Below are 22,536 nucleotides of genomic sequence, written 5' to 3' on the forward strand. Positions count from 1 at the left end.
TCCCGCGGCTGATGGAGTCGGTCCAGGGCCACGTCGACGACACGTCGTACGCCGTGTTGAAGGGCCGGTCCAACTACGCCTGCCTGCACCGGATCCGGGAGGGCGTGCCCGACGACCAGGGCACCCTCGTCGACATCCCCGAGGGCACGATGGGGGCCGACGTGCTCAAGCTGAGGGCGTGGGCCGAGGAGGAGGCCGAGGCCGGCGGCACCGGCGAGCGCGACTGCGCGCCCCGGCACAACGAGCGGCTGTGGCGCCAGGTGTCAGTGAGCGCCCGCGAGTGCCTGGGCGCGGCGAAGTGCCCCTACGGCCAGGAGTGCTTCGCCGAGCGGGCGAAGGAGAAGGCCGCCCGATCCCAGCTGATCGTCACCAACCACTCCCTGCTGGCGATCGACGCCATCGAGGGCGTCCCGATGATCCCGGAGTACGACGTCGTGGTGGTCGACGAGGCGCACGAGCTCGCCGCCCGGGTGACCCAGGCGGCCACCGACGAGCTGACCGTCGGCGAGGTGGAGCGGGCCGCGCGGCGGTCCCAGCGGCACCTCGACGAGGGTGAGGCCGATGCCCTGATGGACGCCGCCAACACGCTCCGCGACGCGATCGCCGAGACCGCGCCCGGGCGGATCGACCGGAGCCCCGACCGGCTCGGTGACGCCCCGCAGCGCGTGCGCGACGCCGCCCGCGCCCGCCTGTCGGCCTTCCCGCAGGACGGCGACGCCGAGATGCGCGCCGAGCAGACGGACGAAACCGCCAATGAGAGCCAGGCGGCAGAGGATTATGAGCCGGGCGAGGACGAGCTCGCGGAGGCCGATGAAGCCAGTGACAGCGGCCGGCCGGGCCAGACCCGGCGCAACTGGGAGCTGGCACCGCCAACCGACTACAAGGCGTTCACGACCCGCTTTGACGAGATCGTCGAGGCTGGCGAACTGTGCGACGAAACCGAGCTCAACCGGCTCCGCACCTATCTCGACCAGCAGATCGGCGCGCTCGTCGGTCGAGACCCGGACGAGGACCTCGGCGGGTGCTCCGTCGTCACCCCGGCGGGTCGAGGTGACCCCCGCCTCGGCGGCGACATCGGAGGCGCGCGACAGCACCTCGTCATCCCCCCCAGCGTTGACGATCACGATCTCGGCACCGTCCTCGGCCGCGACACCAGCGGCACGCCGCAACGCCTCGAGCGAGGTGTCCGAACCGTCCACGCCGACGACGACGCGCTGGTACGGCGTCAAGGGCCCGCCGTGATCCGCGCGTTCGCGATGCACCGCATCGCTCGTGTGGACGATGAGCACGTCGGTCGGGGCGTGGTGCGCGAGTTCGTGAGGGACGCTGCCGCGGGCGCGCTGCACGCGCGAACCGAGGCCGACGTTGCCCACGACGACGAGGTCAGCGGAGGTGGTCCGGGCGACCTCGGCGATCGCGTCGACGACCTTGCCTTCGACGAGGTGAGTCCGGACCTCGAGATCGTCGTAACGCTTCTGCACACCGGTGAGAGCGCCGCGACCGACCTCGCCGGGGTTGGCACCGGACTCGGCGAAGGGCCCGCCTGACGACTTCGCCGGCCCGTACGCGAACACCGCGTGCAACGTCGCTCCGTGCCGGCGGGCCAGCATCGCGGCCCGCTCCTCGGCACGCATCGCGGTCGAGGACCCATCGGTCGCGACGAGGATCACATCGAACATGGCGGCTACCCCTCCCCGGAGGACACCGAGCGTAGCCTCGGTCGCGGAGCTGTCGGGCCCCAACGCTCCCACACACGGCTCGCGGGTGCGCCACTCCGCTGGCATCATCCGGCTCCCTCCTCCCAGCGATCCACACCGGAGCTGCCTTGCCCTCCCTCCGCCTGCGCCCGTGGCAGAAGGCTGCGCTCGAACGGTTCCACGCCACCGCGAGCACGGATTTCCTGTGCGTCGCGACGCCCGGAGCGGGCAAGACCACGTTCGCGCTCACCGCGGCGGTGCAGGATCTCGCGCTCAACCCGCACCAACGGGTGATCGTGGTCACCCCGACGCAGCACCTCAAGGCGCAGTGGGCCGCAGCGGCCGGGCGGTTCGGGCTCCAGCTGCATCCGACCTGGGCGCCTCGTCACGGCGGACTGCCCGCGGACGCCCACGGCATCGTGACCACGTTCCAGCAGATCGCGTCCGCAGCGGCCGCCGTCGCCCCGATGGCGACCGACGCGTTCGTGATCCTGGACGAGGTGCATCACGCCGGCGACGAGCGCGCCTGGGGGGACGGGCTGCGCCGCGCGTTCGCCGCGGCGGGGCGCCGGCTCTCGGTCTCCGGGACGCCGTTCCGCTCGGATACCAACAGCATCCCCTTCGTGCGGTACGAGGAGGAGGAGGCGGTCGCGGACTTCAGCTACGGGTACGGCGACGCTCTCGACGACGGCGGCGTGGTGCGCCCCGTCTTCTTCCCGCGGATCGATGGCCACATGGAGTGGAGTGCCCCGGACGGCTCGCTGCACAGCCACAGCTTCGATGACGTGGTGACCAACGAGGTCGCCAGCCAGCGGCTCCGCACGGCGCTGTCGCCCGACGGCGAGTGGCTGCCGACGGTCCTGCGACGAGCGCACGAACGGCTCCTCGAGCTCCGACGGGACCACCCGGAGGCCGCCGGGGTGGTGATCACGACCGACCAGGAGCACGCCCGCGCGGTGAGTCGGATCATGCGCCAGCGTCTGCGCGTTCGGCCCGTGGTCGCGACATCCGACGACCCGAGAGCCTCAGGCCGCATCTCTGGCTTCGCCGCCGGTACCGAACCCTGGATCGTCGCCGTCCGCATGGTCTCCGAGGGCGTCGACATCCCGCGGCTGCGGGTGGGCGTCTACGCCACCTCGACCTCCACGGAGCTGTTCTTCCGTCAGGCGGTGGGTCGACTGGTGCGGTGGATCCCCGGGATGCCGCGCCAGAAGGCGTTCCTGTTCGTCCCCGACGATCCGCGGTTCCGCGTCCTCGCGCACCACATCGCCGAGGAGCGGCGGCACAGTCTCCGCAAGCGCCAGGAACGGATGGATCGCGAGCGTGATCCCGACCTGGTGACGGCCACCGTCGGCGAGGATGGCCAGCTGGCCATGTTCGAGGTGATCAGCGCGGTGGCGCTGGGCGAGGAGGAGACGTCGATCTTCTCCGATCGCCACCGCGAGGACCTCGTCCACCTCGATGACCTGACCTACGATCCCGACCTCGAGATCGCGCTCACGCCTCCCCCTCTGCCGGACGGGTCGGTGCACATCGGTGACGCGGCGCTGCACGACGAACGCGATCGACTCCGGCGGGTCAACCAGGACCGCGTCGCCATGCTCGTGTTGCTTACCGGCGAGGACCACGCCACCGTCAACGCCACCTTGAACCGCGAGACCGGCATCCGGTCCGTCGCGGAGGCCACGGTCGGACAGCTCGACAGGAGGGTCCACCTGGCCGACCGCTGGCTCGCCCGTCTCTGAACACCCGAACGAGCAACTAGCCTCGCGACGTGACCTCTCGATCATCGCGTCGCCGCCCCGGACCGCGGACCTCGGCCTCCGTCCTCGCCCTCGACGGACGGGGGGCGCGTGAGCACCCCGACAGCCTCGTGACCGAGGAGCCGCTCGAGATCCGACTGCGCGACGACCACGGACGTCGCACCGTCGCGATCACGATGCGCACCCCGGGATCGGATGTCGAGTTGGCTGCGGGCTTCCTCCACGCGGAGGGCGTGGTCGCCCGGCGTGAGCACATCAGCCACATCCGCTACTGCACGGACCCCGGGGTGGAGCAGCGCTACAACACCATCACGGTCGAACTGCGTCCCGGCGCGCACGCCCACCTGCCACCGCTCGAGCGGCACTTCATGACGACGTCGGCTTGTGGCGTGTGTGGGAAGGCCAGCCTGGACGCACTCGATCTCGACGGCCACACACCGATCGACTCGCAGCTGGCGATGTCCCTCGACGTGCTGTACGACCTGCCCACCCGTCTGCGGGCCGCACAGGCCGTGTTCGCACGAACGGGGGGCCTCCACGCGGCCGCGCTGTTCTCCCCCGACGGCGAGCCGATCGCGATCCGGGAGGACGTGGGACGGCACAACGCGGTCGACAAGCTCCTCGGCTGGGCGTTGCTCGGGGACCGGCTCCCCGCGGACGACTCGGTCCTGCTGGTCAGCGGTCGCACGAGCTTCGAGATCCTGCAGAAGGCGCTCGTCGCACGTATCCCGGTCGTGGCGGGTATCTCCGCTCCGAGCAGCCTGGCGTTCGATCTGGCGCGACGGTTCGGTGTGACCCTGATCGGCTTCCTGCGGAACCAACGCGCGAACGTGTACAGCCATCCGGAGCGCATCCGCCTCCCCGCGGCGACCGAAGGAGCCCGATCGTGACGCTGGACGACCTCGCCGGGGAGCTCGGTGTCGCCGCGCTGACGGACGACGAGATCGAGCTGCTCCTCGACGTCGCCCGCGACGTCGCGCACGCGACCGAGCGCCGCTTCGCGCCCCTGAGCTGCTTCCTGATGGGCTTGGCAGCGGCTACCGGGACTGATCGCTCGGCGGAGCTACACGCCCTGGCCGGGCGGGTCAGGGCGCGGCTGCCCTGACACGGACCCGCCGAGCGCAGCGAGGTCCTCGGGGCGGTTGAGGTTGAGCGTGAATCGCCCCGCAGGGTCGAGATGATCGACGTCCACCGCTACACCTTCGAGCTCGTCGAACGCCCCGTGGACGCTGCGGCCGCCTCCATCGAGGTACCTGCGGAGCGCGCCGCGGGCAGCGGCCCGCCACACCGCGTGCAGCGGCTGGATCCTCCCTCGGTGACGAGGCGCGACCACCGCCGCTCCCCGTCGTCGCAGCTCCGAACCGAGGGTCGCCAGCACATCGGGATCCGCGTGCGGCAGGTCCACGGCGACGACGGCGACGAGGTCGTGGTCGGAACCCGCGAGCTCCAGAGCCGCGAGCACGCCTCCGAGAGGACCCACGTCGTCGACCGCATCGGCGATCTGGGTCCACGGCAAGGAGCCGAGTCGCTGGCCATCGCCCGAGGCGATGACCACACGCGCACACGCGCTCGCGACACGACGCGCCACCCGTACCACGAGCAACTCGCCGTCGAGCCAGAGCGATGCCTTGTCGGAGCCCATGCGGCGGCTCGCGCCGCCGGCGAGGACCACGCCGATGGGGATGGGGCGATCGTTCGTCACGGGCGCAAGGATGCCGCAAGCTTGCCGTCCGGATCGTGTGCCGTGCGGAGGTGGTCGTGGAACATCGACTGACCCCGGTCGACGTCGCGCGCGAGCACGTCCTGGCCCAGGTCGCAGCAGTGCCCGGCGAGGACGTACCGCTGCGAGCCGCTCTGGGTCGCGTCACGACCAGGGCCGTTGTTGCCCCGCACGATCTCCCACGGTTCGACAACAGCGCGATGGACGGCTTCGCCGTACGTGCCGCGGACACGGCGGGCGCGACGCCCGACGAGCCCGTCACGCTCGAGGTCACGGCCGAGGTCGCCGCGGGATCCGATCCGCTGCCGACCATCGCGCGGGCACAGGCGGCGCGCATCGCGACGGGTGCGCCTCTGCCCCCCGGCGCCGACGCGGTCGTGCGGCTCGAGCGGGTGCGGATCGATGACGGACGTGTCCACGTTCCGCGGCAGGTCGCCCCCGGCGCTGATGTGCGTCGGCGCGGGGAGGACGTACACCGACAGGACGTACTGGTGCCGATCGGGACCCGTCTCGGACCCGGTCAGATCGCGGCGATCGCTGCGACCGGTGCGGAGACGGTCGAGGTCCACCGTCGGCCACGGATCGCACTGGTCATCACCGGCGATGAGATCGCCGTCGCTGGAACGCAGCTGCGCCCGGGTCAGGTCTTCGATGCCGTCGGGCCGTCGCTCGCGGCGTGGTGTGGGGCGACCGGAGCGAGCGTCGAACTGGAGGGCCCGGTGCGCGACGAGGCCGACTCGCTGCGCGCTCGCCTCACGTCCGCGGCCGAGGCCAGCGACGTGGTGCTGACGGTCGGGGGCGTGTCCATCGGCCACCGCGATCACGCTCGCGCGGTGGTCGACGAGGTGTCGCTGTCGGGCGTGGCGGTCCGGCCCGGTAGACCCTTCGCCGTGGGCCGGGTCGGCGGGCAGCTGTGGCTGGGGTTGCCGGGCAACCCGGCGGCGGCCCTGGTGACGTTCAGCCTCTTCGTCGAGCCCGCTCTGCGACGACTCGGCGGCTACGAGCCGGCTGACACCACGGTCCGTGCGGTCCTGACCACGGAGCTGGCCAGCCTGTCGGACCGCGTTCACGTGGTGCGAGCACGTTGTTGGGAGGAGCACGACACGCGCTTCGTGGCGCCGGTCAGGGGCCAGGGCGCAGGCATGGTCGGAGCCCTCGCCCGGGGCAACGCCCTCATCGTCGTGCCGATGGGGGTAGGCGAGTACGGCCCTGAGGACCGCGTCGACGTTCGACCACTTCCGACCGCGGTTCAGAACGGCGGATCCTGAACGTGGCCGGTACGGTCGAGCCGTCACCCACCAGGAGGCACGCACGAGTGCGGTCCGAAGCGCGGTCCGGCGCTGCGCCCGTGCCGGACACCCAAGGATCGGACGGCGACGTCACGGCTACGGTCACCGCCGATCGGGGTGACCGGCAGAGCGTCGAGGAGCAGCTCCTCGACAGCGAGCAGCGCTTCCGCTCGCTGTTCGAGAGCGCCCCGCTGGGGATCCTCCTCGCCGATCTCGACGGTCGTCTGGTCCGTGCGAACGCCGCTCTGTGCCGCATGCTCGACCGGCGCGAGTCCGACCTGCTCGGCGGGGACCTCGCCGACCTGATGGACCCCACGGCCGCCGAGGATGCCGAGGCGAGGTTGGCGGACGTCGCCACCGCGCGGACCGATGGCTTCACGATCGAGACGCGCTACCTGCGGGGCGACAGCAGCACGATCCACGCCCGCACGACCTCCTCGCCGATGCGGGACGCGACCGGCCAGCCTGCCTACATCATCGCGGTCGTCGAGGACATCACCGACCGGCTCCGGCTCGAGGAGCTCGAAGCCCGCCAGCGTGAACTGGAACTGATCGCGGCCCACACCGAACAGCTCCAGAGCCTCAACCGTGCGGCGATCCTCATCAACACCCAGACCAGCCTCGACCAGATGCTGTTGACCATCACCGAACAGGCGCGCGCGATCATCGGCGCCCACCTCGGCGCCACCTCGCTCACCGTCCCCGGCGCCGGCCCCGAGGAAGGGTGGCCGCAACAGGACATCACCGTTTCCGTGTCGGACAAGTACGCGAGCTTCCGGGCCTACGACGAACCCTCCCGCGGCTCGCCGGTGTACGGGCTCGTCTGCGACCGCAACGACGTCGTGCGTATGACCGACGACCAGCTGAAGTCGAACCCGGCCTGGCGCGACTACGGCAGCGAACATGATCGACACCCACCGCTGCGCGGCTGGCTCGCGGCACCGCTGATCGCACGCGATGGGACCAACCTGGGGATCCTGCAGCTGTCGGACCGCTACGACGGCGACTTCACCCCCACCGACGAAGCCTTGCTGGTGCAGCTGGCACAGATGGCCTCGGTGGCGGTCGAGAAGGCCCACCTCTACGCGCTCGAGGCGGGGCGCGCGGCAGCTCAACGCCGGGAAGAGCTGCTCGCGGGCATCAGCCACGACATGCAGACTCCGATCGCGGCGATCGTGGGTTTCATCGACGCCCTGAGCTTCGACGACATCCCGAACGTGGACCGCGACGAGATGCTCACGGTCCTGCGCCGTCAGTCCCGCAGGTTGCGGGCGCTGGTCCAGCAGTTCCTCGACTTCTCGCGACTCGAGGGCCAACGTCCGCTCGCGGTCGACCTGCGACCCATCGACGTGGTCCCCGTCATCGAGCGAGTCGTCGAGCTGTTCGAACATCAGCACGAGTTCATCGTGGGCGCCGAGGCCGGCCTCGCTCGTGCTGTAGCCGATGGGAACCGGCTCGAGCAGGTCCTGACGAACCTCGTCGCCAACGCGGTGAAGTTCAGCGACCGACCGGTCCGCGTCGTCGCGCGACGGAGCGGCGATCACGTCCTGATCGAGGTCATCGATGAGGGAGACGGCATCTCCGAGAGCGAGCTGGAGCTGGTGTTCGAGAAGTTCTACCGTGGGGACGGCGCCGGCGGCACGTCCGGTTCCGGACTCGGGCTCTACGTCGCCCGTGCCTTGACGGAGGCGCAGGGAGGGGAACTCTCCGTCTCCTCGACGGTGGGGGTAGGCACTAGGTTCCGCATCCTGCTCGAGCGGGAGACCCCCACGTGACCACCCGCGTGCTCGTCGCTGATGACGAGCCGGACATGCGGCTGCTCGTGAGCCGGCTGCTGAAGCGGGAGGGTTTCGACGTCACGACCGTCTCCTCCGGCGAGGAGGCGCTGCAGACGTACGCCGAGGACGGGGCCGACGCCGTCGTCCTCGATCATCGGATGGACGGCATCTCGGGGGTCGAGACGGCACAGCGGCTGCGACAGAGTGGCTGCGACGCGCCGATCGTGATCTTCTCGGCCTACCTCGAGCCCGCGATCGATCAGCTCGCGAGGGAACTGCGGGTCGCCACGTTGCCGAAGGCCGACGCTCCCCAGCTGGCGACGGCGGTGCGGTCGCTGCTCGACGACCGCGAGGATCCTCGCGCTCAGGCGTAGTCCGCGCTCAGCGATGCGGCGACCGTCGCTCCGAGGTTCCAGCAGGCGTCGCGGGCCTCCGCCGTCGGAGCGCCCACGATCTCGACCGCTGCGGCGACCTCCCTCCATCCCAGCCCCTGGGTGATCGAGGTGACGGCTCGCAGGGCACCGGAGGTATCGCTGCCGCCGTGGATGTACACGCCGTAGGGCCGACCGCGGCTCGCTTCCATGGCGGGGTAGTACACGCGGTCGAAGAAGTGCTTCAACGCGCCCGACATGTAGCCGATGTTGGCGGTTGTGCCCAGCACGTAGCCGTCGGCCTCGATGGCGTCGACGTCGCTCGCCGTCAGCGCCGGCCGCGTGATCACCTCGACGTCCTCGATGGCGTCGTTGGTCGCGCCGTCGAGCACCGCTTCCAGCAGTTCCTGGAGCGTCGGGGACGGCGTGTGGTGGACGACGAGCAACCTCGGCACGCCGCGACCGTACCGGCACCCCGCGGCGGACCCGTGTCTCGTTCGGACGAACCACGTGCAGCCCCTAGATTCGTCTCGGGAGGCCGGTGCTATGGACAGGCTCAGCGACAACGTCGTCCTCGGGGCGACCGTGTTGCGAGTTCGCGACGTCGACCGCAGCGCCGCGTGGTACCGGGAGATGCTCGGTGTCGAAGTGACCGTCACCGCGGCGATCGAGCACCCGACCGCCGTCTTCCGCTTCGGGCAGACGCTCTACAGCATGTGGCAGCTCACCGAAGGCGAGGAACCGCCTCGGGGGTCGGTGAGCGATCCGTACATCGTCGCCGTCGTGCCCGAGAACCTCGAGGGGATCCGCACCGGACTGGTGGCGGGCGGGGCGAACGTCACATCGATCGGCCAGGGCAACGGGTTCCGCTTCTTCCGGGTGCGCGACCCCGACAACAACCTGATCGAGATCTCGTCGCCGGACAGCCGTTGAGGGTGTTCAACCCTTGAACGTCGAGGCGCCGGGATCGCCGAAGGGCTCGTCACGTTCGCGCACGGCCTGGCGGAAGCCCACCTGCGCCGTGCGCTGTTGGAACGCGTACCCCTCACGGGTGTGACGGGCGATGCCGTCGAAGACGGTTCCGAGGATCTGGGTAGCGTCCAGACCCTGGTTCGCCAGCGTCTGGTTGACGAGCAGCTTCATCATCTGCAGCTGGTTCAACGGCATCCGCGCGATGCGTCGCACGAGCGCCTCGGTGCGCTCGTCGAGCTCCTCTGGCGGTGGCGCTTCGATCGCCAGACCCCACTCGGCGGCTTCCGTACCGGACAGCGAGTCGCCGGTGAACAGCAGACGCTTGGCGCGCTGCGCTCCGATGCGGTGGGCCCACAACGCTGTCGTCGGTGAACCCCAGACCCTCGCCGGCGGGTAGCCGATCTTGGCGTCCGCGCTGATCACGAGCAGATCCGAACACAGCGCGAGGTCGGTTCCACCTCCGACGCAGAACCCGTGGACCTTGCAGACCACCGGCGTCGCGGCGTGGAACAGGGTCATGAACGCGCGCACGTTGCGACGCATCATGGCGAAGTCGACCATCGGGTCCCAGGTGGCTGACGGATCGTGGTTGGCGACGATCACGCCGGGGTCGAGCGGTGAGCCGGCGAGATCCTCGTCGCCCGCGCCCGCTTGGCTCGTCCCCATCGCCTCGGCGGATTCGACCAGGTCGTAGCCGCCACAGAAGCCCTTGCCGTTGCCCGACAGGAGGATGACGCGCACAGCGGGATCGAGATCGGCGCGCTCGACCGTCTCCGCGAGCTCACCGATCAGCCGCGGCGTGAGCCCGTTCCCTCGCTCGGGACGGTCGAGCGTGATCCGGCCGATGCCCTCCGCGACCTCGTACCGCAGCGTGCTGAGCGGGCTCAAGACGGCTCTCCTGCGACCGGCTTCTCACGCGTTCTCGGAAGACCTACTACCATCGTTCCCATGTCCTCCGCTGCCGAGCTCACCGACGTGCATGCGACGGTGCGCGACCAGCTCCGGCGCACCCGGCAACGCTACACGCACGGTCGGCAGCATCTCGTCGAGCTGCTGGTCGAGCTCGCGCGCCCCGTGACGATCCCCGAGCTGCTCGAGCACGGGGCGCAGCAGTCGCAGTCGTCCCTGTACCGCAACCTCGCGATCCTGGAACGCGCGGGGGCGGTGCGACGGCTGGCCTCGGTGGACGACGTCGCACGCTACGAGCTCGACGAACACCTGACCGAACACCACCATCACCTCGTGTGCGGCACGTGTGGCCGGATCGACGACATCGCTCTGCCCGATGACATCGAACGGTCCCTGATGCGAGCGGTCCAGGGAGCCAGCGGCGACCACGGGTACCAGCTCACCAGCCACCGGCTCGAGCTCGTCGGGGTCTGCGCGGACTGCGACTGACCCTCATGCCGGTGCCTCGGCGACCCGCGACGCGGCGATCGACGCGCCGATCTCTCGGATGGTCAGGACGAGGAAGAACTCGACGACGGTGGCGACCGCGATCGAGGACGCCGCCGGCGTCGCTACGTGGTAGCTCGTGAGCAGTCCTGCCACCACCGCGACCGCCCCGAGGGCGACGGCGATCACGACCATCACCGGCACGCGCCGCGAGATCAGGGACGCTGCCGCCGGTGGGGCGACGAGGAAGGCGAAGACCAGCAGCGTCCCGACGGTCTGGAACGACACGACGATCGCCAGGCCGATCAGCACCAGCATGGCGAGGTGCGTCGGGCCCGGACGGAACCCCAGCGCTTCGGCCTTCGCCCGACTGAACGACAGGACGAGGAACGGGCGGTAGAGCAGCACCGTCACCACGATGGTCACGATGGCCGCCGCGCCGGTGGCGGCGACGTCCCCCCAAGTCACGCCGAGTGCGTCTCCGAACAAGATGGCGGTCAGGTCACCGGCGTAGGCGCCCTTCAACGAGATGATCATCACGCCGAGGGCGAGCATGCCGACGAAGAGCAAGCCAATGCCGGTGTCCTGAGGCAGGTGGGACCGGCGGTTCACGAGGTCGATCCCCGCGACCATGACGAGCGCCGACACGGCGGCGCCCAGACTGAGGTTGATGTCGAGCAGGAACGCGAGGGTGATGCCGGGGATGACCCCGTGAGCCATCGCATCACCGAGGAAGCTCAGCCCCCGTAGGACGACCCAGGTCCCCACCAGGGAGGTCGTCACGACCGTGAGCAGGCCGGCGACCAGCGCTCGCTGCATGAAGGCGTTGTCGGTGAAGGGTTCCAGCAGCCACTCCACAGCGATCTCCTCAGCAACCCGCGAGAGTCTCCGCTACCAGCTGTGCGTTGGTGCGGATCATGTCGGTGTACGTGGCAGCTCCCGAGTCAGGCGCACCGAGAGACTCGGTGTGCAACGACACGACCTCGACGTCGCTGCCGACCTCGGCAGCGAGCGTCTCGGCGAGCCGCGACGACGACTCGACCTCGGCGAACACCGCGGGCACTCCGGTCGCGCGCAGGGTGTCGGCGAGCTCCGCCAGTTCGGCCGCGCTCGGCTCTGCCTGTGACGACGTGCCCGGGATGACGCTGCCGACGACCTCGAAGCCGTAACGCGCAGCGAAGTAGCTCAGCGAGTCGTGGTTGGTGATGAGCTGCCGGCACCGCTCCGGAACGGCGGCGAGGACCGTCCGCGCCTGCTCGTGTGCCACGAGGATCTCCGCTGCCACCTGCTCGCCGCGGCCGGCCCAGTCGGCATCGTCACCCGCCACTTCGGCCAGTCGCTCGGCGATGTGCTGTGCTGCGTCGGCCATGCGTACGGGGTCGTGCCACACGTGCGGATCCTCGTCCAGCGGATCGACGATCTCGGCGACACGCAGGACCTCGACGCCATCGCTCTCGGCCGCCCGCAGGCTGTCCTGCAGCTGCTCCTCGAGGTCGAACCCGATCGCCACGACGAGGTCGGCCTGGCGCAGCGACCGCGTCTGCTGTGCCGAGGGGGCGAACGCGTGCGCGTCCTGGCCCGGCTCCACGAGCACCTCGACCGTGCCCTCGTCGCCGACGATCCCGCGGCTGATGTCCGCGACGATCGACGTCGTAGCGACGACCTGGAGCCCTGGGGGGCTGGTCGCGCCCTCTGCGCCACACGCAGCGAGCGCGAGCGCCGCGACGGCGAGCAGTCCTGCGAGCGGTCGGTACGACACGTCCGTCCTCGGGGCCGAGCGGGGTGTGGAGCTGACGGTCCGATGGTAGTGTTCTAGGAACCGTTCTCGCAACCGAGCCTGGAACGAGGATGCAACCGTCGTTCGTTCGTCCGTACGCTGCGTCCGTGAGCGCATCCCCCGCTGTGGCTGCAGGGCCCGCCGTCGTCGCCGACGGCGTGCTGCTCACGTACGACGACCACGTGGCCCTGCGCGACGCGACCTTCGCCATGCCGACGGGCGCGACCACCGCCGTCATCGGTCCCAACGGCTCGGGGAAGACCACGCTGCTGCGAGCGATCAGTGGCCTGCTCCAGCCCCGCCGCGGCGCGTTGCAGGTGCTCGGCGCCCCGGCGGGGCGTCGTCGACGCGCGGTCGCCTACGTCATGCAATCCAACCGCGTGAACGAAGCGGTACCCCTGACGGTCGTCGAGGTGGTCCGGATGGGCCGCTACGCCCAGCGCAGACTGGTCGGTCGCTTCACCTCCGAGGATCACGAAGCGGTCGACGAGGCCATGGATCGGATGGGCATATCCGACCTCGCACGGCGCCACCTCCGTGAACTCTCGGGCGGCCAACGACAACGGGTGTTCGTCGCACAGGGCCTGGCCCAGGACGGCGAGTTGCTGCTGCTCGACGAGCCGGTCACCGGACTCGATCTCGTCAGTCAGGACCGCATCGAGCGCTTGCTCGAGGACGAGACCTCGCGCGGCAACACGGTCGTCCTCACGACCCACGACGTCGTCACGGCAGCGGCAGCGGACCACGTCCTGCTCCTGGCGACGCACGTGGTCGCCGCCGGCCCGCCGGACGAGGTGCTGACCGAGGAGCACCTTGGCCACGCCTACAGCGGGACCGCGTTCCGTACCGTCGAGGGGACCCTCGTGATCGGCGATCCCCACGTGCACGGCGCGCCTGTCACCGGCCACGAAGGACATTGACCTCGGCGGCGGCCTGGCCACGACGTCCCTACGCGACGGTACCGGTCAGGCGAGACGGAAGCCGTGGGGCAGCTCGAGGCGGTGTCGGCGGAGGCGCTCGTCGTCCCTGAGGAGCTCCCGAGTTGCGCCATCCGCGACCACCCGGCCCTCGTCAACGATCACCGCGCGCTCGCACAGCTGCAGCGCGAACGGCAGGTCGTGGGTGATCACGAGCTGGGTCAGGTCGAGCGGGGCGAGGACCTCGACCAGCTCACGCCGCCCGGCCGGGTCCAGCCCGGACGTCGGCTCGTCCAGCACGAGCACGTCCGGCCGCATCGCAAGAACGGTCGCGAGCGCGGCACGTCGGCGCTCGCCACCGCTGAGGTGGTGCGGGGCGCGATCGGCGAGGTCCGCCGCCTCGACCGCTCTCAGCGCCTCGCGCACCCGGGCTTCGAGCTCCGCTCCATGCACTCCGTGGTTGGCGGGCCCGAAGGCGACGTCCTCGGCGACGGTGGGCATGAACAGCTGGTCGTCGGGATCCTGGAACACAAGCTGCACGCGGCGGCGGATCTCGGTGAGGTGCTCATCCACCACGGGCAACTCACCCACGTGGACACTCCCGGTCGCGGCGGTGTGGATCCCGTTGAGGTGCAGTGCGAGCGTCGTCTTGCCTGCACCGTTCGGTCCGAGCAACGCCACCTTCTGGCCGCGCGGGACCACGAGATCGAGTCCGCGGAGCGCCTCGGTCCCGTCGGGGTAGGTGAAGGTGACCCCGGCCGCGCGCACTGCGGGCACGGGCGCTGGCGCGTCCTGGATCATCACGACGTCACCGCGGCCACGACCGCCGCTGCAGCGGCGATCGCCGGAGCGGACGACGCGAGCAGCCACTCCCCCGGGCTGGCGGAAACCTGATCGAGGTGTGGCATCACCCCGGTGAACCCCCGACCCAGCATCGCCGCGTGCACACGCTCGGCACGCTCGTAGCTGCGGATGAACAGCGCGCCCGCGGCGGTGGCGAGGGGCCGTGCCTGCCACAGCGAGCGGGGGGCGTAGCCCCTGGCCGCCATGGCGGTGCGCATGCGACCGAACTCGTCCGCGAGCAGCTCGAGGTACCGCAGCATGAACGCGGCGATCGCCGTGAGCGCACGTGGCACGTGGAGGCGTTCGAGGCCCTCGAGGATGCGGGCCTGCTCGGTGGTGCCAGCCAGCGTGATGCTGGCGGTCGCACCCAAGCCCGCCTTGGCCAGGATGTTGAACGCGCTCCACAGACCGTCGCGCGACAGTGCCACCCCGATCACCTCGGTGCGCTCGCCACCGGCGATGAAGGGGATGAGGACGGCGAAGACCACGAACGGGATGACCACGGCCAACCGTGCGAGGACGAAGCGGAGAGGCAGACCCGCAGCGGCGACGATGACAGCGAGGACGACGGCATCGAGCATGAAGACCCAGACCGCCTCCCGTGGGGTCAGCGCCACAGCCGTGACGAACGCCAGCGTGGTCGCGACCTTGACCTCCGGCGCGAGTCGGTGCACCCGGGTGTGGCCGTGGTGGTAGAGCGTGTGGGCGTGTCCCGCTCCCACCGGTCAGCCCGTGCGCGGCGACGCGCGGCTGCGCCGGTCACGGATCGCGGCGAACAGACCTGCTCCGACCGCCAGGGTGATCGCGACCCCGGCCACGCCGGCGACGGTGAGGCTCAGACGCTCGTCGCCGAGACCCCTGGTGGCGTAGTCGGCGAACGGGGCGTCGGCCAAGGGGTGGTCGCCGGCGACCTCGGCGAACCCCTGCTCGGCGGCGACCGATTCCAGCCCATCCGGAGCGTCGGCGGCGAACTGGCTCACCACACCGGCGACGACGACCGCGACGAGCACGGCCGCGATCGCGAACCCACGCACGTCACTTCGGGGGCGTTCGAGCAGGCGGAGTCGCGGGATGTCCTGGGCACCGTGGACGAGGTCGGGGCGTGAGGCGAGGACGCCGGCCACCGCAACCGCGCTGAGCAAGCCCTCGCCGATGCCGATGATCAGGTGGACGCCGACCATCGCCCCGAACACCGTGTCGAACGGGACGTCCGCGGTCGCCCCGAACAGCCACTCGAGCGAGAACGCCGCTGCGGAGAGCACGACCGAAGCACCGGCGGCGACCGCCGTCGCGGTGACAACTCCGGTGGCGTTCGCCGGGAGGAGACGCCTCGTGGCGCGGAACACGGCGTAGCCGCCGAACGAGGTAACGACGGCCATGTTCAGGACGTTGTAGCCGAGGGCCGTGAGCCCTCCGTCAGCGAACACCAGAGCCTGGATGACAACCACGACCGTCACCACCAGCGCTCCCACGGCGGGGCCGAGCAGGATGGACGCGAGCGCTCCCCCGAGCAGGTGGCCCGTCGTTCCGGCCGCGACCGGGAAGTTGATCATCTGCGCCGCGAAGATGAAGGCCGCAGCGACCCCGGCCAGGGGCACCTGCTTGTCCGCCAGCTGCCGACTGGACTGACGCAACGCGACGGCGACCGCCGACACGCTCGCCGCGCCAGTAGCCGCGGCCGTGCCGGCGTTGAGGAAGCCGTCCGGGGCGTGCACGGGACCCGTTCGTCGTGGTCGGACGTCCCGAGCGTAAGTTTGTTGCGAGTCGTTCGCAACACGGCGGAGGCGGAGCGATGCCGGTGCATCCCGACGGGGCGTTGCCTCAGGCGCGCCCCGCGCAGTCCGAGCACCGCCCGGTGACGATCAGCTCGACGTCGCGCGCCTCGAACCCGTGGCCGTCGGCGAGGTGGTCACGGATCTCCTCGACCAGCGTCCCCACGTGGTGATCGATCCGACCGCACGAGTCGCAGACGAGGTGGAAGTGCTCGTCGGGGTGCGCGAGCTCCCAGCGGCTCGCCTCCTCACCGACCATCCGCGATTCGCGGACGAGCTCGAGCTCCTCGAACAGCGCCAACGAACGGTAGATGGACGCCAGGTTCACCCCCGGGTCACGGCGCTGCACGCGTTGGGCGATCTCCTCCACCGTCAGGTGGCCGTTGGCGTCAACCAGGGCGCGCCAGACCGCCTGTCGCGGCTGGGTCACGCGGTAGCCACTGCGGCGCAGCAGGAGCTCGATGTCGTCGGGGGCCATGGCGCGAGACTACGCCCGCGAGCCTGTGCGCTGCGGCACGCAGCGGATGCGGATCCCCGTCAGCGGAACTTAGGAAACCTCCGAAGACGACCGCACCCGGTAGGGACGGTGCTCGCCGATGCCGTGCAGGTGCGTCGGCGGCACACTGCTCAGCTCGAAGTGATCCTCGAGCCGGTCCGCCAGCTCGTCCGCCGCGAGGATGCTCCAGGGCTTGGCGTGGTCGGTGAGTCGGGACGCGAGGTTGGGCACCTGGCCGTAGAAGTCGCCTTCGCGGACGAGCACCCGACCGTACGCCAGTCCCGCGTGACGCGGCGTCTCGGTCAGCTGCTGGCGGTCGTCGACGAGGTGGAGCAGCACGCGGGCGACCTGCAACGGATCCGAGCCGACGACCATGGCCGCGTCTCCGACGAACTTGGCCAGGAGGGTGTCAGCGATGCGGTCGACCGCCTCGGTGACCAGCTCCTCGAAGCGTCCCAGCAGCCGGTCAAGACCAGCCGGATCGATCTTCCGTGACAGCTTCGTGAACTCCACCAGATCCACGAATCCCACGGCCAGATCGACCTCTCGAGCCTGTAGCTGTGCGCCCTGCGAGACCGCGTCGGAACCGAGCAGGCCGACGAGGATGTGGCGGTAGTCCTCCGCGAGCTGTCCGGTGATGAGCGGCAGGAGCTCACCTGCCGTCTCGCCCAACCGGACCGCGAGGCCGGTGGTGTCGGCACCGCCCTCGAGGGCAGGAGCGATCACCCGGTCGCGGACCGTGCCGAGATCGCTCACCACGATCGTCGTCATGCCGCGGTACCGGGTGCGGAGGTTGCGGACGACGACGTCGAGCGGGTACAGGTCCAGGATCCGGCGCAGGGCGCGCGCGTACGCGACGTCACGCTCGTCGTAGCCGGGTCGGGCGTCCCAGTTCATCGCGGCGAACGCCTCGCGCAGCACCTGAGCAGGGACGTCCGCTTCGTCCGCGACCTGCTCGAGCGTGAGCTCGGCATCGCCCTCGACCACGTCGCGGACGTGGTCGAACACCGACGACGTCGCCTCCTCGTCACTCATGCGCTGTCGCGACTGGTCCCTGAGCCGCGGCGGATGACATCGCCCCAACGCTCCCTCGGCACCCCTCCCGGTTCGGTCGTCCGGACGAAGTCGGCGATGAACTCGGCGACGCGGACGGGCTCATCGACGTGAGGGAAGTGGCCGGCGTCGCGCAAGACCCGCAGACGGCTACCCGGGATCGCCTGGTGCGCGTCCGTGGCGTGCGCGAGCGGGATGATGCGGTCGCGTGCGCCCCAGATCAGCAGTGTGGGAACGTGCTCGGCGAGGTAGAGCTTGTCACTCGCGGACACGCGCTGGCCGGTGAGGCCGATCGTGGCCTGGACCGTCCTTAGGAAGGCCCGGCGTGCTTCGGCGTCGGACAGCTTCTGTAGACCCCGACGGGCCTCGAGAAGGTCCGCGCCGCGCGCCAGTCCGAATCGCTGGAGCGCCCGGGACAGCGAATCCATGGCCCGAAGGGCACGGTCGGTCGCGAGGAGCGCCACCACCGGATCGGCACCGGGTAGCGAGGCGGCGCGCAGGAAGGGGCTCACTTCGGGACCGAGGCCGCCGGCGTCGATCAGGACCAGGCGGTCCACCATCTCGGGGAACTGGTACGCGAACTGCAGCGCCACGCCCCCGCCGAGCGAGTGTCCGATAACGGTCGCGCGCGGTTCGTCGAGCGTGAACAGCAGGTCGCGAACCGTGCTCGCGTACGCGCCGAGGGAGTGGTCCCCTTGCGGGCTCTCGCTGCGGCCGTGGCCCGGAAGATCGACGGCGATCAGTCGCAGGTGCTCGGCGAGGAGGGGACCGACGTGATCCCACGTCGAGGCGTCCTGGGTCATGCCGTGGATCAGCACGGCGGCAGGGCCACGCGTCCCCGCGGAGCGGTACGCCACCGTGCGACCGTGGATCGCGATCTCCTGCTGCTCCATCATGCCTCCGTGTACGTGCCTAGCCGTCGGTGGAACCTACCCACTGGTCACAGATGTCTGGCGTTCGGGAGCTGTACCTATGCTCGACCACCATGGGGTCGGATGGGTCCTCCGCTCGTCCGTGGTTGTCACCACGGGCGAGCGAGCGCGAGACCGAGCTGCTCGCGTCGCTGCCGGTCGGGGTCGAGGAACTCGAGGAACGCATCGCGGCGCTGATCGCGCGGAACCGCAGCATCCACGAGTCCGAGTGCGTGAACCTCAACCCGGCGACCAACGTGATGAACCCGGTCGCCGAGGCAGCGTTGGGGGCGGGCCTGGGTTCGCGGCCTTCGCTGGGCCACCCCGGCGAGAAGTACGAGATGGGCCTCGAGGCGATCGAGCAGCTCGAGGTCATCGCCGCTGCGCTCGCGTGCCGGGTTCTGGTTGCCCGGTTCGCCGAGCTCCGGGTCGCGTCCGGCTCGATGGCCAACCTCTACGCCTTCATGGCAACGTGCGCACCCGGCGACGCGATCGTCGTTCCGCCACCGTCCGTCGGCGGGCACATCACCCACGACCGCGTCGGTGCGGCCGGCCTCTACGGTCTCGAGATCCACCATGCCCCGATCGACGCCGAGCGCTACACCGTCGACGTCGCGACGCTGGCCGATCTCGTTGACCGCGTGCGGCCGCGACTCATCACGATCGGCGGGAGCCTCAACCTGCTCCCCCACCCGGTGGCCGCGATCCGTGAGGTCGCCGACGGGGTCGGGGCGCGGGTGCTGTTCGACGCCGCGCACGCGTGCGGGATGATCGCGGGGCGGGTGTGGCCCAACCCGCTCGACGAGGGTGCGGACCTGCTCACGATGAGCACGTACAAGAGCCTGGGTGGACCGCCGGCGGGACTCGTCCTGACCAACGACGAGGGGCTCGCGGCGCGGATCGACGCCATCGCCCATCCCGGACTCACGGCGAACTTCGATGTCGGCAACACCGCAGCGCTCGCGATCGGGCTACTCGACTGGCTCGAGTACGGAGCCGACTACGCGGCAGCCATGACGAGCGCTGCGTCGGCGTTGGCCGGCTCGCTCGGTGATCTCGGGGTCCCGGTGTTCAGCACCGTCGAGGGACCCACGACCTCGCACCAGTTCGCCCTCCACGCCGACCGCTGGGGCGGGGGCCAGGCGATGGCGGAGCACCTGCGCCACGCGAACCTTCTCACCAGCGCCATCGGACTCCCGACCGGAGACGGCCTACGCATCGGCACGCCCGAGATCGTGCGGTGGGGCATGAAGGATCCGGACATGCCGGAACTCGCCGGGCTCGTACACGACGCGCTGGGTGACGCACCCGAGGACGTGGCTACACGCGTGACGGAGTTCCGTCAGCGCTTCCGCGACCTGCACTTCATCCGGAACTGACAGGTCTGGGGCTGGCTCAACATCGTCGGGGCGGGGGGTGGGTGCGGATCTGGTGTCCGGTGGGTGAGGTGAAGGTGGCGATGGCGGTGTGTGGGTCGTAGTGAGCGGTCCAGCCGCCGGTGGTGTGCATGGCGTGGTGGCCGTCTTGGCCTTTGCAGGCGGGCAGGGTGTCGTCCCACTCGGTCTCGCCGTGGTCGGCCCAGGGGATCACGTGGTCGGCCTCGGTCCACGCCACCGGCCGGTCACAGAAGGGGTAGCGGCAGCGGGTGTGGAGGTGCTCCAGCAGCGGTCGGAGCCAGTCCGGCAGGGTGCGCAGGGAACGTCCGAACGCGACGGGACGGTAGGGCCCGGCGGTCAGGATGACGTTGGTGAGGAACCCCTCGTCGTGCACACCCCACCGGGTGAGCAGGTCGCGGGCGAGCTGGTCGTCGATGGTGCCGGCACGGCGCAGCCGGGATTCGAAGGTGCGGCGGCTTCCTGGCCCAGCAGGGTCCACAGGTCGATCATCAGGTTGACGTGCGGACGGGCACCGTTGCGGGTCTCCAGCGTCGCGGCGGCGGCACGTCTGAGGATCTCGGCGAAGGCGTCGTGGCGGATCTGCGCGGCGGTGCGGCGCTGCTCCTTGGGCACGTCCTTACTGTCGCGAACGGCGAGGGTCTCCAGCAGCTGGACCAGCAGCTCGTGCACATCCGGCACCACGGTCGCCTTGACGTCTCCGAGCCCATCGATGCCAGGGTGAACGGTGAACTCGCGACGCTCGTCCAGCCCCGACCCCAGCGGCTGGGCGTCGGTGCCGTCAGGATCGACCTGGTCACGGATCAGCTTGACGGCGCGGCGCACATCGGTGGGGGTGCCGTGCTTGGCGAAGGTCACCAGGGCGTCTTCGGCGTCTTGCAGCGCCCGCAACCGCCGCGACGTGGTGGCGCGCACGACCGGGTCGACGTGGTCGGAGGAGATGTGTCCGGCCTGGTAGGCCTGCTGCAGTTGGGGGAAGAAGTCCAGGCGGTGGGCACGGCGGGCGATCCGGGTGGTGGCGGCCCCGTCCAGGCCGGTGTGGGCCGCGTACCACGACGCGATCGAGACCGCCCCGTCGAGGCGGTGCACACCGGTCACCCGGACCCGCTCCAGCAGCCGGGTCTGCTGCGCCTGGAGGCGGTTGACGTGCCGCTGCGCCGCGATGGCGGCGTCGGCGACGTCACGGTCGATCTCGTCACGTAGATCCAGCCCCGCCAGCGCGTCCAGGCCCTGGGTGATCAGGCCCAGCGCCTCACCCACATCCCGCACCGCCGGCGTCTCGTTCTCGCCAGCGCCGGGGTCGTAGCCGCCCCGCACTTCGCGCGCGACCGACGCCCCGACCTCCGTACGCGCGCCACCGCCACTGCGGGCTTCGGCCCGGCGGCTGGGGTAGCGGCGCGTCTGCTCCATGGCCCCCAAGCTACGCAGGGGGTGTGACATCTGAGCTCGAACACATCATCCCTACGTGCGTTCGGCGCATACCTGGGGGGACTGGTTCGAACTGCGCCTCGAGGACCCGAACGAAGCGTTCCCGTCAGGGACGGGACAGTGACAGGTTGAACCGCGGGGTCCCCAGCGTCTGCATCAGTTCGATCCACAGCAGCAGCCAGGCCTCCATGCCGCGGGCCGCGGTCAGCGCCCCGAGGTCCAGGATCTGCTCGTCGCGCCAGCCCAGATCGGCGAGCAGCGACCGCACCGCGCCCTTCGCGTCCTCATCGTCACCGGCGATGGGCGCGAGGTGGTCTCCCGGGATGCTCGACGGGGACGTCATCACCGACGCGTTCATCGTGTTCAGCGCCTTGACCACGCGCGCATCGGGGAAGGTGCGCTGGATGCGTTCGGCGAGGCTGTCCGTACTGGTCGTGAACAACGCCAACCTGCCGGTCGAGAAGTCGAGCGGGTTCGCGACGTCGATCAGCGGCTTGTCCGCGAGCGCCTCCGCGCCGACGGCCTCGAGCGCCTCCAGCGAGGCCATCCCCGAGGTCGCGTTGATGACGATCTCCGCACCCGCACCCACGTCCGTCAGGGGCTGTAACCCGATGCCGGCGTGGTGTCGGTGCCACTCGGCGAAGGGCGGGTTGCCCATGCGGTCGGGTTCGGTCCGCGCCATCGTGTCGTGGGGATCTCGCGTCCCGATGACGACGTCGTGACCCGCCGACGCCAGGCCCCCCGCGAGAGCCCGCCCGACCATGCCCGTACCCACGATCGCGATGCGCACGTGCGCTCCTCACGTCACCAGAGGCGTCAGCATGCCGCACGGATCACGCCGACCGAGCGCCAAGGTGACCAGCGAGCATCGAACTGCTCGCGGACGGAGACGTGGTCGAGGGTCCCGACGTCGGCGACGGTCAACAGGCGATACGCCACCGTTCGGACGACGCAACGCGA

The 22,536-nt window shown here is 70.5% G+C and carries 25 protein-coding genes; 10 read left to right on the plus strand and 15 right to left on the minus strand.

Annotated elements, in window-relative coordinates:
• Positions 1 to 263 precede the first annotated feature (263 nt).
• On the minus strand, positions 264 to 1,679 hold the full coding sequence (locus KY469_11035; protein MBW3663622.1) for a universal stress protein: 1,416 nt from the start codon (positions 1,677 to 1,679) through the stop codon (positions 264 to 266).
• Between the two features lie 146 nt (positions 1,680 to 1,825).
• On the opposite strand from KY469_11035, the gene KY469_11040 reads away from it, so the two are divergent.
• From KY469_11040 to KY469_11050, 3 genes are read left to right on the plus strand one after another with little or no spacing between them, the layout of a single operon-like run.
• Positions 1,826 to 3,442, plus strand: coding sequence for a DEAD/DEAH box helicase family protein (locus KY469_11040; GenBank protein MBW3663623.1), 1,617 nt, complete (start codon positions 1,826 to 1,828; stop codon positions 3,440 to 3,442).
• A gap of 29 nt (positions 3,443 to 3,471) precedes the next feature.
• Entirely contained in the window at positions 3,472 to 4,350 is an 879-nt protein-coding gene (gene fdhD, locus KY469_11045; protein ID MBW3663624.1) for a formate dehydrogenase accessory sulfurtransferase FdhD, read from the plus strand.
• A complete protein-coding gene (locus KY469_11050) occupies positions 4,347 to 4,565 on the plus strand; it encodes a molybdopterin-guanine dinucleotide biosynthesis protein MobA (GenBank protein ID MBW3663625.1) in 219 nt (72 codons plus the stop codon). Before fdhD ends, KY469_11050 begins: the two co-directional genes overlap by 4 nt.
• On the opposite strand, the gene KY469_11055 is transcribed toward KY469_11050, so the two are convergent.
• Complete coding sequence (locus KY469_11055; GenBank protein ID MBW3663626.1) at positions 4,524 to 5,162, minus strand: molybdenum cofactor guanylyltransferase; 639 nt, start codon at positions 5,160 to 5,162, stop codon at positions 4,524 to 4,526. The two genes, KY469_11050 and KY469_11055, sit on opposite strands and share 42 nt — an antisense overlap.
• Before the next feature lie 56 nt (positions 5,163 to 5,218).
• Between KY469_11055 and KY469_11060 the strand changes: the two genes are divergently transcribed.
• The 3 genes from KY469_11060 (at position 5,219) to KY469_11070 (ending at position 8,621) form a co-directional block, all read left to right on the plus strand.
• The gene (locus KY469_11060) at positions 5,219 to 6,448 is read left to right on the plus strand and encodes a molybdopterin molybdotransferase MoeA (GenBank protein MBW3663627.1); all 1,230 of its coding nucleotides are present in this window, start codon (positions 5,219 to 5,221) and stop codon (positions 6,446 to 6,448) included.
• 80 nt (positions 6,449 to 6,528) lie between these two features.
• Positions 6,529 to 8,244 (plus strand): PAS domain S-box protein, encoded by a 1,716-nt coding sequence (locus KY469_11065; GenBank protein ID MBW3663628.1) that lies wholly within the window; start codon positions 6,529 to 6,531, stop codon positions 8,242 to 8,244.
• On the plus strand, positions 8,241 to 8,621 hold the full coding sequence (locus KY469_11070) for a response regulator (GenBank protein MBW3663629.1): 381 nt from the start codon (positions 8,241 to 8,243) through the stop codon (positions 8,619 to 8,621). The genes KY469_11065 and KY469_11070 overlap by 4 nt, the downstream gene beginning before the upstream one ends.
• Here the strand turns inward: KY469_11070 and KY469_11075 are convergent.
• A complete protein-coding gene (locus KY469_11075; GenBank protein MBW3663630.1) occupies positions 8,612 to 9,073 on the minus strand; it encodes a hypothetical protein in 462 nt (153 codons plus the stop codon). The two genes, KY469_11070 and KY469_11075, sit on opposite strands and share 10 nt — an antisense overlap.
• Before the next feature lie 91 nt (positions 9,074 to 9,164).
• Between KY469_11075 and KY469_11080 the strand changes: the two genes are divergently transcribed.
• A complete protein-coding gene (locus KY469_11080) occupies positions 9,165 to 9,551 on the plus strand; it encodes a VOC family protein (GenBank protein ID MBW3663631.1) in 387 nt (128 codons plus the stop codon).
• A 6-nt stretch (positions 9,552 to 9,557) separates the two neighbouring features.
• Here the strand turns inward: KY469_11080 and KY469_11085 are convergent, their stop codons facing one another.
• Positions 9,558 to 10,478, minus strand: coding sequence for a crotonase/enoyl-CoA hydratase family protein (locus KY469_11085; protein ID MBW3663632.1), 921 nt, complete (start codon positions 10,476 to 10,478; stop codon positions 9,558 to 9,560).
• A 60-nt stretch (positions 10,479 to 10,538) separates the two neighbouring features.
• Here KY469_11085 and KY469_11090 point away from each other — a divergent pair, with 60 nt between their 5' ends.
• On the plus strand, positions 10,539 to 10,988 hold the full coding sequence (locus KY469_11090; protein ID MBW3663633.1) for a transcriptional repressor: 450 nt from the start codon (positions 10,539 to 10,541) through the stop codon (positions 10,986 to 10,988).
• 3 nt (positions 10,989 to 10,991) lie between these two features.
• Here KY469_11090 and KY469_11095 read toward each other — a convergent pair whose 3' ends face one another.
• On the minus strand, positions 10,992 to 11,804 hold the full coding sequence (locus KY469_11095; protein MBW3663634.1) for a metal ABC transporter permease: 813 nt from the start codon (positions 11,802 to 11,804) through the stop codon (positions 10,992 to 10,994).
• A gap of 49 nt (positions 11,805 to 11,853) precedes the next feature.
• Entirely contained in the window at positions 11,854 to 12,744 is an 891-nt protein-coding gene (locus KY469_11100) for a metal ABC transporter substrate-binding protein (GenBank protein ID MBW3663635.1), read from the minus strand.
• An 89-nt stretch (positions 12,745 to 12,833) separates the two neighbouring features.
• Here KY469_11100 and KY469_11105 point away from each other — a divergent pair, with 89 nt between their 5' ends.
• The gene (locus KY469_11105; protein ID MBW3663636.1) at positions 12,834 to 13,682 is read left to right on the plus strand and encodes a metal ABC transporter ATP-binding protein; all 849 of its coding nucleotides are present in this window, start codon (positions 12,834 to 12,836) and stop codon (positions 13,680 to 13,682) included.
• 45 nt (positions 13,683 to 13,727) lie between these two features.
• Here KY469_11105 and KY469_11110 read toward each other — a convergent pair whose 3' ends face one another.
• From KY469_11110 to KY469_11135, 6 genes are all read right to left on the minus strand, one after another.
• Positions 13,728 to 14,480, minus strand: coding sequence for an ATP-binding cassette domain-containing protein (locus KY469_11110; protein MBW3663637.1), 753 nt, complete (start codon positions 14,478 to 14,480; stop codon positions 13,728 to 13,730).
• On the minus strand, positions 14,480 to 15,244 hold the full coding sequence (cbiQ, locus tag KY469_11115) for a cobalt ECF transporter T component CbiQ (protein MBW3663638.1): 765 nt from the start codon (positions 15,242 to 15,244) through the stop codon (positions 14,480 to 14,482). The genes KY469_11110 and cbiQ overlap by 1 nt, the downstream gene beginning before the upstream one ends.
• 3 nt (positions 15,245 to 15,247) lie before the next feature.
• Positions 15,248 to 16,237 carry an energy-coupling factor ABC transporter permease gene (locus KY469_11120; GenBank protein MBW3663639.1) on the minus strand — a complete coding sequence of 330 codons (990 nt, stop codon included), beginning with the start codon at positions 16,235 to 16,237 and terminating at the stop codon, positions 15,248 to 15,250.
• Between the two features lie 106 nt (positions 16,238 to 16,343).
• Positions 16,344 to 16,772, minus strand: coding sequence for a transcriptional repressor (locus tag KY469_11125; protein ID MBW3663640.1), 429 nt, complete (start codon positions 16,770 to 16,772; stop codon positions 16,344 to 16,346).
• Positions 16,773 to 16,841: 69 nt separating this feature from the next.
• A complete protein-coding gene (locus KY469_11130) occupies positions 16,842 to 17,825 on the minus strand; it encodes an adenylate/guanylate cyclase domain-containing protein (GenBank protein ID MBW3663641.1) in 984 nt (327 codons plus the stop codon).
• Complete coding sequence (locus tag KY469_11135) at positions 17,822 to 18,739, minus strand: alpha/beta fold hydrolase (GenBank protein MBW3663642.1); 918 nt, start codon at positions 18,737 to 18,739, stop codon at positions 17,822 to 17,824. The genes KY469_11130 and KY469_11135 overlap by 4 nt, the downstream gene beginning before the upstream one ends.
• A gap of 89 nt (positions 18,740 to 18,828) precedes the next feature.
• Between KY469_11135 and KY469_11140 the strand changes: the two genes are divergently transcribed.
• A complete protein-coding gene (locus KY469_11140) occupies positions 18,829 to 20,133 on the plus strand; it encodes a DegT/DnrJ/EryC1/StrS family aminotransferase (protein ID MBW3663643.1) in 1,305 nt (434 codons plus the stop codon).
• A 16-nt stretch (positions 20,134 to 20,149) separates the two neighbouring features.
• Here the strand turns inward: KY469_11140 and KY469_11145 are convergent, their stop codons facing one another.
• From KY469_11145 to KY469_11155, 3 genes are all read right to left on the minus strand, one after another.
• Positions 20,150 to 20,524 (minus strand): HNH endonuclease, encoded by a 375-nt coding sequence (locus tag KY469_11145; GenBank protein MBW3663644.1) that lies wholly within the window; start codon positions 20,522 to 20,524, stop codon positions 20,150 to 20,152.
• The gene (locus KY469_11150; protein ID MBW3663645.1) at positions 20,488 to 21,558 is read right to left on the minus strand and encodes a 13E12 repeat family protein; all 1,071 of its coding nucleotides are present in this window, start codon (positions 21,556 to 21,558) and stop codon (positions 20,488 to 20,490) included. The genes KY469_11145 and KY469_11150 overlap by 37 nt, the downstream gene beginning before the upstream one ends.
• Before the next feature lie 124 nt (positions 21,559 to 21,682).
• Entirely contained in the window at positions 21,683 to 22,366 is a 684-nt protein-coding gene (locus KY469_11155; GenBank protein MBW3663646.1) for an NAD(P)-binding domain-containing protein, read from the minus strand.
• Positions 22,367 to 22,536 lie beyond the last annotated feature (170 nt).

The sequence above is a fragment of the Actinomycetota bacterium genome, from assembly GCA_019347575.1.
Taxonomy (GTDB): Bacteria; Actinomycetota; Nitriliruptoria; order Nitriliruptorales; family Nitriliruptoraceae; genus JAHWKY01.